At 61.9% G+C, this 16,816-nt stretch carries 15 protein-coding genes; 12 read left to right on the forward strand and 3 right to left on the reverse strand.

The features are described 5' to 3' along the window. The first annotated feature begins 43 nt into the window (after positions 1-43). Positions 44-706, forward strand: a complete 663-nt coding sequence (locus tag GM668_RS25125; RefSeq protein ID WP_155441719.1) for a DUF6683 family protein — start codon at positions 44-46, stop codon at positions 704-706. 49 nt (positions 707-755) lie between these two features. Here GM668_RS25125 and GM668_RS25130 read toward each other — a convergent pair whose 3' ends face one another. Then, positions 756-1,736 (reverse strand): NADPH:quinone oxidoreductase family protein, encoded by a 981-nt coding sequence (locus GM668_RS25130; protein ID WP_155441720.1) that lies wholly within the window; start codon positions 1,734-1,736, stop codon positions 756-758. A 145-nt stretch (positions 1,737-1,881) separates the two neighbouring features. Here GM668_RS25130 and GM668_RS25135 point away from each other — a divergent pair, with 145 nt between their 5' ends. The 7 genes from GM668_RS25135 to rlmD all read left to right on the forward strand — a co-directional run bounded on the left by GM668_RS25135 (position 1,882) and on the right by rlmD (position 9,596). Continuing rightward, positions 1,882-2,487, forward strand: a complete 606-nt coding sequence (locus GM668_RS25135; protein ID WP_155441721.1) for a toll/interleukin-1 receptor domain-containing protein — start codon at positions 1,882-1,884, stop codon at positions 2,485-2,487. 24 nt (positions 2,488-2,511) lie between these two features. Continuing rightward, positions 2,512-4,380, forward strand: a complete 1,869-nt coding sequence (locus tag GM668_RS25140) for a tetratricopeptide repeat protein (RefSeq protein ID WP_155441722.1) — start codon at positions 2,512-2,514, stop codon at positions 4,378-4,380. A 78-nt stretch (positions 4,381-4,458) separates the two neighbouring features. Then, positions 4,459-5,196: a 5'/3'-nucleotidase SurE gene (surE, locus tag GM668_RS25145; RefSeq protein ID WP_155441723.1), complete on the forward strand. Its 738-nt coding sequence runs from the start codon at positions 4,459-4,461 to the stop codon at positions 5,194-5,196. Further along, positions 5,193-6,059, forward strand: coding sequence for a protein-L-isoaspartate(D-aspartate) O-methyltransferase (locus GM668_RS25150; RefSeq protein ID WP_155441724.1), 867 nt, complete (start codon positions 5,193-5,195; stop codon positions 6,057-6,059). Before surE ends, GM668_RS25150 begins: the two co-directional genes overlap by 4 nt. Before the next feature lie 54 nt (positions 6,060-6,113). Continuing rightward, positions 6,114-7,055 (forward strand): peptidoglycan DD-metalloendopeptidase family protein, encoded by a 942-nt coding sequence (locus tag GM668_RS25155; RefSeq protein ID WP_155441735.1) that lies wholly within the window; start codon positions 6,114-6,116, stop codon positions 7,053-7,055. Between the two features lie 9 nt (positions 7,056-7,064). Next, positions 7,065-8,087, forward strand: a complete 1,023-nt coding sequence (rpoS, locus tag GM668_RS25160) for an RNA polymerase sigma factor RpoS (protein WP_155441725.1) — start codon at positions 7,065-7,067, stop codon at positions 8,085-8,087. Between the two features lie 111 nt (positions 8,088-8,198). Beyond that, positions 8,199-9,596: a 23S rRNA (uracil(1939)-C(5))-methyltransferase RlmD gene (gene rlmD / locus GM668_RS25165; protein WP_155441726.1), complete on the forward strand. Its 1,398-nt coding sequence runs from the start codon at positions 8,199-8,201 to the stop codon at positions 9,594-9,596. A gap of 88 nt (positions 9,597-9,684) precedes the next feature. On the opposite strand, the gene GM668_RS25170 is transcribed toward rlmD, so the two are convergent. Further along, positions 9,685-12,396, reverse strand: a complete 2,712-nt coding sequence (locus GM668_RS25170) for a TonB-dependent receptor plug domain-containing protein (RefSeq protein ID WP_155441727.1) — start codon at positions 12,394-12,396, stop codon at positions 9,685-9,687. A 146-nt stretch (positions 12,397-12,542) separates the two neighbouring features. Then, positions 12,543-13,223: a Bax inhibitor-1/YccA family protein gene (locus tag GM668_RS25175; protein ID WP_155441728.1), complete on the reverse strand. Its 681-nt coding sequence runs from the start codon at positions 13,221-13,223 to the stop codon at positions 12,543-12,545. A gap of 240 nt (positions 13,224-13,463) precedes the next feature. Between GM668_RS25175 and ndk the strand changes: the two genes are divergently transcribed. The 4 genes from ndk to GM668_RS25195 all read left to right on the forward strand — a co-directional run. Further along, on the forward strand, positions 13,464-13,889 hold the full coding sequence (ndk, locus tag GM668_RS25180) for a nucleoside-diphosphate kinase (protein WP_155441729.1): 426 nt from the start codon (positions 13,464-13,466) through the stop codon (positions 13,887-13,889). A gap of 120 nt (positions 13,890-14,009) precedes the next feature. After that, positions 14,010-15,182 carry a dual-specificity RNA methyltransferase RlmN gene (gene rlmN, locus GM668_RS25185; protein WP_155441730.1) on the forward strand — a complete coding sequence of 391 codons (1,173 nt, stop codon included), beginning with the start codon at positions 14,010-14,012 and terminating at the stop codon, positions 15,180-15,182. 113 nt (positions 15,183-15,295) lie between these two features. Continuing rightward, positions 15,296-16,054, forward strand: a complete 759-nt coding sequence (gene pilW / locus GM668_RS25190; protein WP_155441736.1) for a type IV pilus biogenesis/stability protein PilW — start codon at positions 15,296-15,298, stop codon at positions 16,052-16,054. Then, a partial coding sequence (locus tag GM668_RS25195; protein ID WP_229499889.1) for a helix-turn-helix domain-containing protein occupies positions 16,047-16,816 on the forward strand: 770 nt, incomplete at its 3' end. The genes pilW and GM668_RS25195, both read left to right, overlap by 8 nt.

Below are 16,816 nucleotides of genomic sequence, written 5' to 3' on the forward strand. Positions count from 1 at the left end.
CTGTGCTTCACTATTCCCCTTCAAAATAGCTAGGGGGATAGTGATGAGACTTCGCCTGTTATGCGCCGTACTGCTGGCTGGCGCAGCGCCGCTGAGCTTTGCGCAATGCTGCGGTTTTGGCATGAGCTACGACAATGTCGTCGTGTGGCCGGCGCCCGATTTGCGCGTGCCGGTACCGCATTACCCCGATAAAAAGAAGGCGCCGGCTCCGGCGGTGGCCAAAGCCAAGCCGGCGATACAGGCCAATGCCCGCAAACTGTCCATGCATTTCCCGGCTGACAAGCGCGCGGAAATGGAAAAAATCTATGTGCAAAGCATGGATATTTACTTGAAAGTGGAAAAGAAAATGGGCTGGACGCCGCGCGACCTGGCGGGCGGCATGGCGGCATTTGTGGTCGGCAATTACATGGTGTTGAAAAATACGGACGTATCTGATGAAGCGTTTGCCGCCGTGGCGCGGCAATTCCGTGCGCAGGACAAGGTGCAGGAATTGGGCAACAGCAAGGACCCGGACAAGGTGCGCGATGTGTTCGAGCAGAGCGCCATGATTGGCGCGTTCATGGCGCTGGCCTATAAATCCCACCAGCAGCAGCCACAGCCGCCTGCCGTGTATGACAACATGCGCAATGCGGCGGTGGAAAACTTGAAGCTGGTGATGCGGTCCGATCCCAACAGCTTACTGATCGATGACAAAGGCATCCATTAATCCGCAGGCCGCCCTACGTCAACGCTGCGGGTTAAAGGGGTTAAAGGGGTTATTGCTGCGGCAGGATCACGACTTTGCCCGTGACTTTGCGCCCCGCCATATCGTTCAGCGCCTGCGGCGTATCTGCCAGCGCATAGCGGGCGGAAATGTGCGGGCGGATTTTGCCTTCCTTCATCCAGCCCAGCAGTTGCATCATGCCCGCCAGGTTGGCTTTCGGTTCGCGCTTGGCGTATTCGCCCCAGAACACGCCCACCAGCGACGCGCCTTTCAGCAAGGCCAGGTTCAGCGGCAGCTTCGGGATTTCGCCATTGGCAAAGCCCACCACCAGGTAGCGTCCACGCCAGGCAATCGAACGGAATGCGGCTTCCGCAAAATCGCCGCCCACCGGGTCATACACAACATCGGGTCCTTTGCCGCCCGTGGCTGCCTTGATGGCTTCGCGCAAATCTTCGCGGCTGTAATTGATCAGCACGTCGGCGCCGTGTTCTTTGCACACGGCGAGCTTTTCATCGGACGATGCAGCCGCGATCACGCGTGCGCCCAGCGCCTTGCCGATTTCCACGGCCGCCAGCCCGACGCCGCCTGCCGCGCCCAGCACCAGCATGGTTTCGCCTGCCTGCAGCGCGGCGCGGTCCACCACTGCATGGTGCGACGTGCCATACGTCAGCGTAATTGACGCGGCCGTATCGAAATCCATGCCGGGCGGCATCGGCATCAGCGCGTGCGCGGGCACGGCCAATTGCTGCGCAAAGCCACCATGTGAGGAAAAGGCGATGACCTTGTCGCCCGGCTTGAAGCTGGTGACGCCTTCGCCCACGGCCCGCACGGTACCGGCCACTTCATTACCCGGCGTAAACGGCAACTCGGGTTTGTACTGGTATTTGCCCTGGATGATCAGCACGTCCGGGAAATTCACGCCGGCGGCCTGGACATCCAGCACCACGTGGCCAGGGGCCGGCTGCAAATCCGGCAAGTCTTCAACGGTCAGCGTATCGGGCATGCCCCACGCTTTGCATACGATGGCTTTCATAGGTCTCCAATTTTAAAAATAGTACGACCGTTCCATTTTGCGCCTATCCTGCCTCTTTGTCTATGCTTTGCGTTGCCGCAAATGCATGAGGAGTCCGCCGAATAAAGTGTAAACATGAGCCGGCAGGGCAGTAGTGGAGGTTGCCATGGGCATCCGTTACGGCTGTTTCTTCAGTTATGCGCACGGGCAGCACGCCTATATGAGCAAGTTCAAAAATGATCTTGCCGATGCGCTGAAATGTTACCTCGAACCGCATTTCGACACGGAACGCGAGCTGTTCATCGATACGGAACAGCTGGGCGGCGGCGACGACCTGGACCGCCGCATTGCCACCGCGCTGTGCGAAAGCGTGTGCATGATCGTTATCTATACGCCGAAGTACGAAGCGCATCCTTATACGCGGCGCGAATTCGCGGCCATGCAATTGATTGAATCGGAACGGCGTGCGTGGTATCCGCTGCCCAGCCATTTGATCATCCCCGTCATCATGACGCGCCATCCTGTCAGCTTGCCGCCGCAAATCACGGAACCGGGCATGTACGTGGATTTTTCCCGCTACACATTGGCGACGGGCGACTTGAAAACCAATCCGGACTACTTGCCCGCCATTGAAAAAATCGTGGAGCGCATCGCCGCACATTACCACTACCTGAAGCGCTGCATTCCACCCGGACACGATTGCAGCCACTTCCAGCTGCCGCCCATTCCAGGCGAGTGGCGCGCGTCGCCACCGCCGCATTTTCCGCGCTAAGTGCGCGAACGAAGGGGATACACCATGGACCATCCACAACTGGCCGCTGCCGAATCCGGCGCCGTCACGACCTTTTATTCCTACCGGGGCGGCGCGGGCTGCACGATGGCGCTGGCACGGATTGCCGCCATGCTGGCCGGGCAGGGCGCGGCCGGCACGCCGGTATTGATGGTGGATTGGGATTTGCAGGCACCCGGGCTGCACCATTATTTCCCGGCCGGCCACGATGCGCCCGGCGTGGTCGAGTTATTCATGGCGTGCCGCGACCAGCTGCAGCGCCGCGGCGGCGCCGTGCCGGACGATGGCGGTGAAGCGCTGGCGCACGCCGTGCTGGCCGCGGTGGACTGGGAGCGCTGCGTGGTGCGCGTGGACCAGCGCCGCCCGTTGTTCCTGATGCGCGCGGGCCGGTTTGATGACGGCTATGCGGGGCGCCTGGCGGGCCTGGACTGGGAAGCGCTGTTTCACGCGTGTCCCGCGTTGTTCCGCTGTTTTGGCGCCACATTGGCGCGCCACTTCCGCCATGTGCTGGTCGATGCGCCCCATGGCCGCAGCGATGGTGCGGGCATTTGCACGGCATTGCTGCCGCAGCGGCTGGTGCTGCTGTTCGACGCCAACCGCCCCGGCCTGGAAGCGATGGAATCGCTGGTGCAGCGGGTCACAGCGTTCCGCCTCAGCCATGACGCGGCGCCGCGTGCGCTGATGATGTATCCGGCGCCGGCGCGCATGGCGGCCGATGACGGCGTGCAGCGCGCCCGGCTGCGGCATGGCGACCCGGCAGCCGGATTGCCGGGCTACCAGCCATTGTTTGAGCGCGTGCTCAGTGCCGCGTATGGCGTGGCGGATCTGTCGCTGGACAGTTATTTCAGTGAAGTGCTGCTGCCGCAGTCACGCGAGCTGGCTGGCGGCGAACAGTTGGCCGGGCACCGCGGCCACTGCGCATCAGACGCCGGCGGCGGCGTGCCTGCTGCCTCCGCCGGCCCGGGCGCTGAAGAAGGCCAGGGTGACCGCTGCTCCCCCGGGCGGGCGTATGAGGCGCTGCTGGCCTGGCTGGAACCCGGACACCCGCCGTGGTGCGCCCGCAGCGAGCTGGCGCTGCTGGCTGACGTGGCGCAGGCGCGCATGGCGCTCGATGGCAGCGCTGCGCGGTGCATCCAGCTGGCGTATTGCCTGTTCCGGCTGGGCGCCGTACAGCGCGACAGCGGCCGCGATGCCCACGCGCTGCATGCCTTCCGCGAAAGCGCCGCGCTGTACGCCGCCCACGCGGGCGACGCTCACCTGGACACGGCATTGGCCAGGACGCAAATGGCTGCGCTGCTGTTGCGCCGCCGCCAGTGGGATGAAGCGCGGCTGCTGCTGCGGCAAGCGGGCGACGCCCGTGCGGCGGCGCTGGGGCCGGAACACCCGGAGATGCTGGCAGTCCGCGCGATGCAGGCGCAGGCGCTGGCAGGGCAGGGCTATGTGACGGCGGCGCTGGCGCGCCAGCTGGAGGTGCTGGATATCCAATTGCGTACGCTGGGCGGCAACCATACGGATACGCTCGATAGCCTGGCGCAGCGTGCCGCACTGTTATTGCAGGCAGGCGACCTGGAGCAGGCGCGCCAATTGCTGGAACAAGTGCTGGCGGCGCGCACGAAGCTGTCCGGTGCGCAGCACCCGGCGGCGTTGCGGGTGGCGGGCGCGCTGGCCCACACCGTGGCGCTGCTGTCCGTGCAAGCGCCGCCCGTGCCCCCGATCCAGCCCGTACAGCCGGAAGCCGTACGCCAGCCTGTGCCCGCTTATGAAGCCGTCGCTGCAGCAGGCGCCGGCCACCCGGACAACGTCTACGCGCTGCGCGACAGCAAGCCTCCGCAGGGCCAGCCGGAGGGCAGTGCCGGCTGCGCAGAATTGTCGTAATGACATGCCGGAAATTTATCTGTTGTAGCGGCCGCAGGCATGCGCTTCGCGGGCGTTGCTTCAGGTAAAATTCCCGGCATGCGTATCCTTATTAGTAACGACGATGGCTATCTGGCGCCCGGCATCACTGCCCTGGCAAATGCGCTGTCCGCCATCGCAGACATCACCGTCGTGGCCCCGGATAACAACCGTTCCGGCGCTTCGAATTCCCTTACCCTGGACCGTCCGCTGTCCGTGCAGCGGGCGGCTAATGGTTTCTATTTTGTCAATGGAACGCCGACCGACTGCGTGCACATCGCGCTGACGGCGCTGATGCCGGAAAAGCCGGATCTGGTCGTGTCGGGCATTAATAACGGCCCGAATATGGGGGACGACACACTGTATTCCGGCACCGTGGCTGCCGCCACGGAAGGCTATCTGTTCGGCATTCCCGCCATCGCGTTTTCACAGGGTGAATATGGCTGGCTGCATATTGATGACGCGGCCCGCGTGGCGCGCGACATCGTCGAGCGCCATGTGGCAACGCTGGACCAGCCTTTCCTGCTGAACGTGAATATCCCGTGCCGCGCATATGACGACATGGGCCCGATGGCGGCCACCCGCCTCGGCAAGCGGCACCAGTCGGAACCAGTGATCCGCGCACATGATCCCCGTGGCCGTGAAATTTACTGGATCGGCCCGCCTGGTGCGTGCAAGGATGCCGGCGAGGGAACGGATTTCCATGCCGTGTCCCATGGCCTGGTATCGCTGACGCCGCTGCAAATCGACTTGACCCACCGTACCCAGCTCGCCTCGCTGGCCAACGCTTTGCTATGACCGACAAACCCCGTTCCTTCCCCTTGCCGCTGTCGTCCGTGGTGGACCAGAAGCCGTCGTACGCCTCCGTGCGGGGGCCGGTTGCGACGCCACAGACGGCAACGCAAAATGCGCGCAGTGCGCAGCCGTATGCGGGAAAGCCTGCGCCGGCCGCAGCGCCGGCGCCGCTGCGCGGGGCGCAGGCGGAACGGGATTTGATTGCCGCCGCGGCGGCGCCGCGCCAGAATCCGCTGGTGTCGGAGGCCGTACGCCGCGCCATGGTCACGCGGGTGGCCAAGCAGGGTGTCAAAGATACCGTCGTACTGGGCGCGCTGGACCGCGTGCCGCGCCACCACTTCATCGATGAAGCGCTGGCCGCCCAGGCGTATATCGATGCATCGCTGCCGATCGGCCACCACCAGACTATTTCGCAGCCGTATATCGTGGCGCGCATGATCGAAGTGATGCGCAACGGCGGGCAATTGAAGCGTGTACTGGAAATCGGTACCGGTTGCGGCTACCAGGCTGCCGTGCTCGCCTGTATTGCGCAAGACGTGTATTCCATTGAGCGGATTAAGCCGTTACATGAGCTGGCCAAGGCGAATCTGCGGCCCATGCGGGTGCCGAACCTGCGTTTGCATTACGGAGATGGTATGCTTGGGTTGCCGCAGGCGGCGCCATTTGATGGCATTATCCTGGCCGCGGCGGGGATGGATGTGCCGCAGGCGCTGCTGGAACAGCTGGCGATAGGCGGCAGGCTGGTGGCGCCCGTTGGCGGCCGAACCCAGCATTTACACCTGGTTACCCGTGTAGCCAAGGCCGAGTGGACCAGCGAAGCACTGGAGGATTGCCACTTTGTGCCATTGCGCCCTGGCACTGTCTGAGTACAGGCCCGCGCGGACGGGGTAAGCCCCCGGGTTGAACAATTTAGAATGAATATGATTAACAAGAGTTCCCTGTTATTGCTGAGCATCACCCTTGGCGCGCTCAGCGCCTGTACCACCCCGCCGCAGCAGGCGCCGGTGGAGGACCGCTATTTGAAGCCGGCGCCGCCGCATCCTGTCGTGAAACCGCCTGCGCCCAGCGAAGATGCACGCAAAGACCGCGATGAACGCGGTTTATACACGGTGAAAAAAGGCGACAGCCTGATCAAGATTGCGCTGGAACACGGCCAAAATTACATGGATATCGCCGCGTGGAACAACCTGGCCAATCCGAATGACATCAAGGTGGACCAGGTGCTGCGCGTGCTGCCGCCGGAAAATGGCGTCGTGATCGGCAAAGTGGAGCCGCCGGGCAATACCACGCCGAAGCCGGAACCGGTCGTGGCCCGCAAAACGTCGCCGCGCGGCGACAAGAAGCCCTACACGGAAGGGGCGCTGGCGGACATGCAAAAGCCGGACAGCGACAAGCCGGAACGGCCTGAAAAACCCGCCGTGGTGGCGTCGGTCGCGCCATCCGTGACGCCCCCGGCGCCCGCCGCACCGGCCATGCAGCTGAGCGCGGAAGACCGCGAATTGACGTGGATGTGGCCATCGGAAGGCCGCGTGATTGCCACCTTTGACGAAGGCAAGAACAAAGGCATCGACATTGCAGGCAAGCCGGGGCAACATGTGATGGCTGCCGGTGCAGGAAAAGTCATGTATGCAGGCAGCGGCATCCGTGGTTATGGTAATCTCGTCATTGTGAAACACAGTAATAGCCTGTTGTCCGCTTATGCCCACAACCGGGCCATCCTCGTGAAGGAAGGCCAGAGCGTCAAGAAGGGCGAGCAGATCGCAGAAATGGGGGATTCCGATACGGATGCCGTGAAGCTGCACTTTGAAATCAGGCAGCAGGGCAAACCGGTCGATCCATCGAAGTTCTTGCCTAACCGCTAGCTACCGCCCATGACACACTCGCCGCACGACCGACTGGATGACGATTCGCTGCCGGAAGATTTTTCGGAAGAACAGCTCGACGATGTCGCAATCGATGTGGGTGAGGGTGTGGACGGCGCAGATGGCGGCGCTGTCGCCGAAGCCAGCACGGTGCTGGAAAGCGTCGACGAATTAAAGAAAGTGCTGGCGGCGGAACTGTCCACCGACACCACGCAGCACTACCTGAACCAGATTGGCACGCGGCCGCTGCTGACGGCCCAGCAGGAAGTGCACTACGCCACGCTGGCCAAGCAGGGCGACTTCAGTGCCCGGCAGACCATGATCGAACACAACCTGCGTCTGGTGGTGTCGATCGCCAAGCACTACATCAACCGCGGCGTGGTCTTGCTCGACATGATCGAGGAAGGCAATATCGGCCTGATGCGCGCCATCGATAAATTCGAGCCGGAGCGCGGCTTCCGCTTTTCCACGTATGCCACGTGGTGGATACGCCAGAGTATCGAGCGGGCCATCATGAACCAGGCGCGCACGGTGCGCCTGCCGGTGCACATGGTGCGGGAATTGAACCAGATCCTGCGCGGCAAATACCACCTGGAAGCGCAGCACCACAATGGCAAGGACGCCACGGCGGAAGATATTGCGGAACTGGTGGGGCGGCCGGTGGAAGAAGTGCAGGATATCCTGGCCCTGTCCGAGCATGCGACGTCGCTCGATGCGCCGCTCGACAATGATCCGCAGTCATCGCTGATGGACATGCTGCCGGGCGATACGGAAGACAGTCCCGATGCGCGCGCCGAGCACCATGAAATGACGGTATTGGTGCGCGACTGGCTGACCAAGCTGCCGGACAAGCAGCGCATCGTCATCATGCGCCGTTTCGGCCTCGATAACGACGACCCCGCTACCCTGGAAACGCTGGCCGAGGAAATGGGCGTCACGCGCGAGCGGGTGCGCCAAATCCAGCAGGAAGCCCTCGTTAAATTGAAACGCGCCATGGCGGCGCGTGGCGTGGTGCGCGACTCGCTGCTGTAATCCCTCCATGGTCCTCTGCCCGCCGATGTCAATTGGCGGGCTGCTTCTGCTATCATTACGCCCTTCCGCAAGCCGCCCAGCCGGCCTATTCCCCTTGAAACGTTGACCGCTATGCAAGACAAAATCATCGAAATCAAATCGCTCGACATGGACGCCCGTGGCGTCGGCCACCTGGAAAACGAAGACGGCACGCCGGGCAAGGTGGTGTTTGTCGAAGGCGCGCTGCCGGGTGAAAAGGTCAGCTTTGAAACTTTCCGCAAAAAGAAAAACTGGGAAGCGGCCCGCATGACGGCGCTGCATAAAGAGTCGTCGATGCGCGTAAAGCCGAAGTGCGTGCATTTCGATTATTGTGGCGGCTGCTCGATGCAGCACCTGGAGCCCAGCGCCCAGGTGGCGATCAAGCAGCGCGTGCTGGAAGATAACCTGTGGCACCTGTCGAAGGTTAAAGCCGGCAACATGATGCGCCCGCTGTATGGCCCGACGTGGGGCTACCGCTACCGCGCGCGCCTGTCGTCGCGCTACGTGGCAAAGAAGGGCACGGTGCTGGTGGGCTTCCATGAAAAGAAATCCGTGTACGTGGCCGATATTCAAAGTTGCCAGATCTTGCCGCCGCATGTGTCGGACATGATGATGCCGCTGCGCGCACTGATTCATTCGCTGTCGATTTTCGACAAGGTGCCGCAAATCGAACTGGCCATCGGCGAAGAAACCACGGTGCTGGTGATGCGCAACATGGAACCGCTGACGGCCGACGATGAAACCAAGCTGAAAGCGTTTGCGGACGAATACCAGATCCAGTGGTGGCTGCAGCCGAAAGGCCCGGATACCGTGTATCCGTTCTACCCGCTGGATAAAGAACTGTATTACCTGCTGCCGGAATTCGGCGTGAAAATGCCATTCAAGCCGACCGACTTCACGCAGGTCAACCACCACATCAACCGCGTGCTGGTGGCCAAAGCCTTGCGCCTGCTGGATGTGCAAAAAGAAGACCGCGTGGCGGACTTGTTCTGCGGCCTGGGCAACTTCACGTTGCCGCTGGCGACGCAGGCGCGCGAAGTGGTAGGCATCGAAGGCTCGACGGCGCTGACGGAGCGTGCGCTGGCCAATGCAAAAGTCAACGGCGTGGCGGAAAAAACCACGTTCCAGACGCGCAACCTGTTTGAAATCACCAAGGATGACTTGATCAAGCTGGGCAAGTTCGACCGCATGCTGATCGACCCGCCGCGCGATGGCGCGATGGCGTTGTCGCTGGCGCTGGCGGAATTGAAGAAAGATGCGCCGGAATACCTGCCGAAGCGCATCGTGTACGTGTCGTGCAGCCCGTCTACGCTGGCGCGCGACGCCGGCGTGCTGACGCACTTGTGCGGCTACAAGCTGGACCTGGCAGGCGTGGTGAACATGTTCCCGCACACGTCGCACGTGGAATCGATGGCCGTGTTCAACCTGGATCCGGACGCCAAAGTCAGCGAATTGCCGATGGCACGCGTGCAAGAAACCGTCGGCGAATAATCGACATTTCGGGGCCTGGCCCCAATAGCGCTATCGTTCGGTGGCTTGCGATAGCGATGCGGGGCCAGGATACGGGAGCGAGACCGGTTTAATTAAAGCGGTAATTCACTTCGACCCAGCCGATACGTCCCACCGGGCTGTAATTGCCTACCGGGTAGTACGGCCAGCCGCCCGTGTCATCGCGCTTGATCTTGTTGAACACGTTGTTGACGATGGCCGACAGCGTCAGCCGCTCGTTATAGCGGTACACCGCGGACCAGTTCGCCAGTGTCGTGGGCGACAGGTACGCCGTTCCCGCGCTGTTCGGGATCTTGCCATAGCGCGTGGCCGACAGCGTATTGGTCCACCGCCCCGCTGTCCACGCCAGGCTGGCGCCCAGCTTGTCCGGCCAGTCCGTGCTGTCCAGCGCGTGCAAGCGGTCTTCCACCGGATCGCCATTGAATTGCTGATAGCGCTGCACCAGCGTCTTCGAGTAATTCGCCCGCAACGTGAAGTCGCCCCAGCCCGTGCCGCGCAGCGCATAGCGCACGGTGGCGTCCATGCCGCTGGTTTCCTGGCTGGCGGCATTGATCGGGTTGACGCGGATTTCCTTGATTTCACCCGGCTTATTCAGCGCCGTCAGCGGGTAGCGCTGGATGCGGGCCAGCGTATCGACGCACGTGGGCGACGTGATGTCACTCTGGCCCAGGCGGCATTTGGCTTCATCGCGCAGCAATTGATCGGCCGATAAATTCGTCACCAGGCCGTCAATTTTGAAGCGCCAGTAATCAAGCGAGGTATCGAACGCGGCCGATGGCGACCAAACGAGGCCCAGTCCCGACGATTTGCCTTTTTCAGATTTCAAATCGCGGCTGCCGATCTGCACATAATCGGCGCCGGGCGAGACGTTGGCGTAGTCGCACTGGTCGATGGCCTGGCCCGCCAGTGCGCAGCGGTAGTAATCCGTGGTGGACGAGTAATAGCCGGTGCCGCGCGCCTTGTAGATGTAATTCATGTCCGGTGCGCGGAAACTGGTGGCGTGCGTGGCGCGCACCAGCAAGGCCGGGGCAGGGCGCCATTCCAGGCCGCCGTTGTACGTAAAGCGGCCATCGCTGCGCCCGGCAAACTCGTAACGGTCGTAGCGGCCCGCCACCGTGGCGGCAACTTCCTTGATCAGCGGAATATTCGCTTCCACGCCCACAGCCGCCCGCGAGCGCGTGCCGCCGGTATCGACGGTAGGGACATTGGTATTGAAATAACCCTGGTTGATGCGCGCATCGGGTTTGTTGGTATAGCCCTGGCGGCCCGCCTCGGCGATGGCCGCCAGTTTGATGGGGCCTGCCGGCAGTTGCAGCCATTCGCCATTGACGGCAAAGCTCAGCGTGTTGGTCCACGATGCATCGCGGCTGTCCGACTGGCCCGTGATGCTGTCGAATTCCGCGGGTGTCAGGCGGCTGGTCAGGCGGGCCGGATCGGGGGCGTAAATCGGGATGCCGGCGCTATCGGCGCCCAGCTTCGGTCCCAGGAAAAAGCTGTCGATATTGGCCAGTGCGCGCGGCACATGGTTGCTGCTGCGGTACAGCGACGCGCTGTACGCGGCTTCGTAATCCCACCGGGTGCCAGGCAGCCGGCCTCGCGCGCCCAACGTGACAGCCACGGCGTCATCGTCCCACGTGCGGTTGTAGCGGTCCACGCCGCCATATTCTTCCGGCGCGATGAAGCGCGTCCACGCTTCATATGCGCCCCGGTTGCGGTTGTAAAAGTAACTGCTGCCGGTCGATGCCGACGTCCAGTTCGGCCCGCGCGTATTGTTCCAGCTGTCATTGCGGGACAGCAGGAAGTCGGCAAACAGCGTATGGTCGTCGCCGGCGGCATAGTTGGCGCTGCCATAGGCATTGGCGCTGCGGTTGCCGGTCTGCACCGTCCAATGCGTCGGCGCGGCGGCCGGTGACGCGCAATAGCTGCCGCGCTTGCCCGCCGTGTAGCTGATGGTGCTGCCGCCGAATAAATCGGACAGGCTGGCGCAGGTGTTGCCCAGGTCGAGATACTTATTGCTCTTGATATCGCGGCGCGACAGGATGTTGGTGGGCGTGCCGCCACGGCGCGCCATGAAATCACGCTCCAGGCTGGACAGCGGATCGCGTTCCGACAATTCAATGGCAAACACGGTATCAAGCTGGCCGCGCTGTGCGCCACCCGCTAATTGCACGCGGCGGTCGCCGCCGCCACCGCGCGACGTGGCGCCGGCCTTGGCATTGACTTCGATGCCGTCCGCGCGTTTTTTCAACACGACGTTGACGACGCCGGCAATCGCATCCGAACCATAAATAGCGGACGCGCCGCCGTTGAGGACTTCGATGCGCTCAATGACGGCAGCGGGAATATTGGCCAGGTTGGTGAAGTTCACCGTGCCTTCGTAGGCAATGGGGAAGTCGGCCAGGCGGCGGCCATTGAGCAGCACCAGCGTATGGTTGGGGCCCAGGCCGCGCAGGCTGATGGCGTTGGCGGACGGCGTAAAGGTGTTGCCGAAGTCGGCGCCCTGCACGAAGCCGCTGTTTTGCGTCAGGCTGTTCAGTGCGTCAAACACGTTTTTGTAGCCCTGGCGCGTGATGTCTTCCGCGCTGATGACTGTCACAGGGGACGGCCCTTCAACGCTGGCGCGGGGGATGCGGGAGCCAGTGATGGTGACAGCGGTGGTAGCCGCGTCGGCCTGGCCTGCCACAAGCGCCTGCGTTTGGGCGGACGCTTGCCAGGACGTACTGCACAGCGCTGCCAGCAGGCAGGCGTGCAGCGGTTTCAATCGGACGGGGATCAATGTCATTGAAATGCTCAGGTGTTAAGGAAGCCGCAACCTTAACAAGCGGGCATGTGATGACGGAACGAATGGATTCGCGCTTTGTTATACAGGATTTGTATATACAAAAAAAGCCGGCGCGAAGCCGGCTTTGTGCTTGAAGCTGCGATGGTTTAATCGCGGCTGCCGCCCATGCCCAGCAGGGACAGCAGGTTGGTGAAGATGTTGTACACGTCCAGGTACAGCGCCAGGGTCGCGGAGATGTAGTTGGTTTCGCCGCCGTTAATGATCTGCTGCACGTCATACAGGATGTATGCGGAGAAGATTGCGATGGCCATCACGGAAATCACGATGTACAGCGCCGGCATCTGGAAGAAGACGTTCAGCAGCGATGCGGCGATCAGCACCAGCACGCCGGCGAACAGCCACTTGCCCATGTTGGAGAAATCGCGCTTGGACACGGTGGCCACGGTCGCCATCACGCCAAACACAGCCGACGTGCCGCCAAACGCCATCATGATCAGCTGGCCGCCGTTCGAGAAGCCCAGCGTGCGCTGCAAGAGCGGCGTCAGCATCAGCCCCATCATGAACGTGAAGCCCAGCAGCAGGGCCACGCCCACGCCACTGTTCTTGTTCTTCTCAATGCCCCAGATAAAGCCGTATGCGACTCCCAGGAACAGGATTGCACCCAGGAAACCGCGTGGCAGCGGGATGTGCATCATCACGCCCAGGGCGGCGCCCAGCACGGTCGGAATCATCGACAGCGCCAGCAGCCAGTACGTATTGCGCAGCACATTGTGGCGGGTCACCGCGCTGCTGTGGCCCCACTCATAAGTATTCTGCAAGTTGCTCATGTTGCCTCCATAGTGAAAAAGTGCGGAAAACCGCTTGCTAAAAGCATAGCACGCCGTCATGACGTGGCGCAAAAATTGCCTTAAACCCGGCTTAATCCAGCCGCAGGCACGGGAAAACAGCATAAAACTTGCGTGGCTGCCATAGCTGATATTCGTTATGTGCTTTGATCTATGGTAAAATCAAGGGTTGATTGAATCATCAATTTTGTTTTAAACCATTCTTTTTATTGGAGTTTTTCAATGGCAATCGAACGCACCCTGTCGATCATCAAACCAGACGCAGTTGCTAAAAACGTCATCGGCCAAATCTACAGCCGTTTCGAAGGCGCTGGCCTGAAAGTGATCGCTGCGCGTATGACCCAGCTGTCCCGTGCTGAAGCGGAAGGCTTCTACGCTGTGCACCGCGAGCGTCCATTCTTCAAGGATCTGGTGGACTTCATGGTTTCCGGTCCAGTCATGATCCAGGTTCTGGAAGGCGAAGGCGCGATCCTGAAAAACCGCGACCTGATGGGCGCTACCGATCCGAAGAAAGCAGAAAAAGGCACCATCCGCGCTGACTTCGCTGACTCCATCGACGCAAACGCCGTGCACGGTTCCGACGCTGCTGAAACCGCAGCTGTTGAAATCGCTTACTTCTTCCCTGCACTGAACGTTTACTCGCGTTAATCGCGTTAATTTGCCGGCCACTCGTGGCGGCAAGTAGTAGACTGCAAAATGTAGTACCCCGCGCCCCGGCCATTGGCCGGGGTACGGCCTTTTCTGGACTGATTTTCTTTGAGCATGAATATGGATACGACCCTCACCAATTTGCTGGATTTCGATCCTGCGCAACTGGTCGCCTACTGTGCGGAGTTGGGTGAGAAGCCGTTCCGCGCGAAACAGCTGCAACGCTGGATCCACCAGTTTGGCGCATCGGATTTCGATGAAATGACGGACCTGGCTAAATCGCTGCGTGAAAAGCTGAAAACCCGCGCGCGTGTCAATGCGCCTGCCATCATCAGCGACCACACGTCGTCGGACGGTACCCGCAAATGGCTGGTGGACGTCGGCAATGGCAACGCGGTGGAAACCGTATTTATTCCTGAAGAAAATCGCGGCACCCTGTGCATTTCCACCCAGGCCGGCTGCGCCGTGAATTGCCGTTTTTGCTCGACGGGCAAGCAGGGCTTTTCGCGCAACCTGACGGTGGGTGAAATTATCGGCCAGCTGTGGATGGCGGAATTCGAATTGCGCCGCACCAAGGGCATCGAGCCGGGCCCGAAAGGCGAACGCCAGATCACCAACGTCGTCATGATGGGCATGGGCGAGCCGCTGCTGAACTTCGAGCCAACCGCGACCGCGCTGAAAATGATGCTGGACGATAATGCCTACGGCTTGTCGCGCCGCCGCGTGACGTTGTCGACGTCGGGCGTGGTGCCGATGATGGACAAGCTGTCGCAGGAAGTGCCGGTGGCGCTGGCTGTATCGCTGCACGCATCGAACGATGAGCTGCGTAATGGCTTGGTGCCGCTGAACAAGAAATATCCGCTGGCGGAATTGATGGCCGCCTGCAAACGGTACCTGGAGTTCGCCCCACGCGACTTCATTACGTTTGAATACTGCATGCTGGACGGCGTCAATGACACCGACCAGCATGCGCGCGAACTGGTGGCGCTGGTGAACCACCGCGACTATGGCGTCAATTGCAAATTCAATTTGATTCCATTTAACCCGTTCCCGGAATCGGGCTTGCTGCGCTCGAAAAATCCCCGCATCAAGGAATTTGCGCAAATCCTCATTGACGCGGGCATCGTCACCACCATCCGCAAGACGCGCGGCGACGATATCGATGCCGCTTGCGGCCAGCTGGCAGGCGAAGTACAAGACCGCACCCGCGTGCAAGAGCGCATGGGCAAGATGGCTGAATACCAGCAAAAGTTTGGCGCTGATTTTGGCAAGATCGTGGAGATCCGTTCCTGATGACACGGACGGCCGGCCGCCGCGTCCCGTTGGCCGCCGCCCCGCGGGCGGCTACGTATTGGGCCTGCAAGGCAGCGCGCACGCGCGCTGCAGTCTATGCGGCGTGCCTGGGCATGGCCATGCTGGCCGGCGGCTGTGCGTCGCAAGGTTCCGGCAAGGCAGAGCTGGTGACGGCGTCGGACCAGACGTCGGCGCAAAAGCGCGCGGAAATCCGCATGCAGCTGGCGGTCGGCTATTTCCAGCAGGGCCAGTACACCGTGGCGCTTGATGAAGTCAAGCTGGCGCTGGCGGCCGATCCCGACATGGCGGAAGGCTATGGCATGCGGGCGCTGATTTACATGACGATGGGCGAGCGGGAATTGGCGGAAGATAATTTCCAACGCGCATTGAAACTGGCGCCGCGCAACCCGGACATCAGCAATAACTATGGTTCCTTCCTGTGCGGCATCGGCCGCGAGGCGGAAGCGTTCAAGTATTTTGACGCGGCATTGGCGAACCCGGCTTACCAGTCGCCCGCGAGTGCGAATAACAATGCCGGCGCTTGTGCGCTGAAACGCAAAGACTACGATACGGCCGAAAAGTATTTACTGCAGGCCCTGAAATCCGCGCCGGACGTGGCTGTGACCAACGCCGGCCTGGCGCGTATCTACTTCGAGCGGCGTGATTATGCGCGCGCCGGTTTTTTCATTACCCGTCTAAGCAAGGTAGCCAGGATGGATGGCCTGTCCGCCGACATCCTCTGGCTCGCGATCAGGGTGCAGCATCATTTGGGCGACAGCGCAGCGGAAGCCGCCTGGGCCACGCAATTGCGCCGGCATCATGCCGGATCTCCTGAATATGCTGCCTATCAACGTGGGGCGTTTGATGAGTGACACGAGTACCAATATGAATTCCGAATGGGCGGAACAGCCGAAGGCTACGAAGGCGCTGCCCGGCGCGCAACTGGCGGCCCAGCGCGAAGCCATGGGCTTGACGGTGGAACAGATCGCTGACCAGCTGAAACTGGCGCCGCGCCAGGTGGTGGCGCTGGAAGCGGACGACTATGATTCGCTGCCGAACATGGCGGTGACGCGCGGTTTCGTGCGCGCGTATGCCAAGGTGGTGAAGCTGGATGCGGCCCCATTGGTGGCCATGATTGAAGTGAACCCGATTGCAGGCCATGAACATCCGCAACCGGCGCGCCGCGAAATTTCCGCGTCGTTCACGGAATCGCGTTTCCCGACCATGACGGAGCGTTCGAACAAGCCGAGCGGCTGGCTGCTGGGCGTAGCGGGGATTGCCGTGATCGCGGCCGCAGTCGGCGCGTATTACGTGGGCCTGTTCCCGCACCTGTCGGCGGGCCAGAAAGAAGCGGCGCCGGCCGCCAGCGCGCCGGCAGTAGTGGCGGCGCCGCCGGTAGCGGCTTCCGCGCCGGTCCAGTCGACCAATGTGCCGCTGGTGTCCGTGGCGCCGCAGCCTGACCCGAATGCACCGGCTTCCGCACCGGCTACGGGCGTTGCGCCGGCCGCATCGGCGCCGGTGGCTGCGCCTGCCGTCAATCAGCCGCTGGCGGCGCCGCCTGCGGCCACCGGTACGCAGCCTGTGGTGGCGCCAGCCACTGCTGGCACTGCGCCAGCCGCCGCGGCGAAACCAGA

Origin of the sequence: Pseudoduganella ginsengisoli (assembly GCF_009720865.1) — a bacterium.
GTDB lineage: Bacteria > Pseudomonadota > Gammaproteobacteria > Burkholderiales > Burkholderiaceae_D > Rugamonas > Rugamonas ginsengisoli.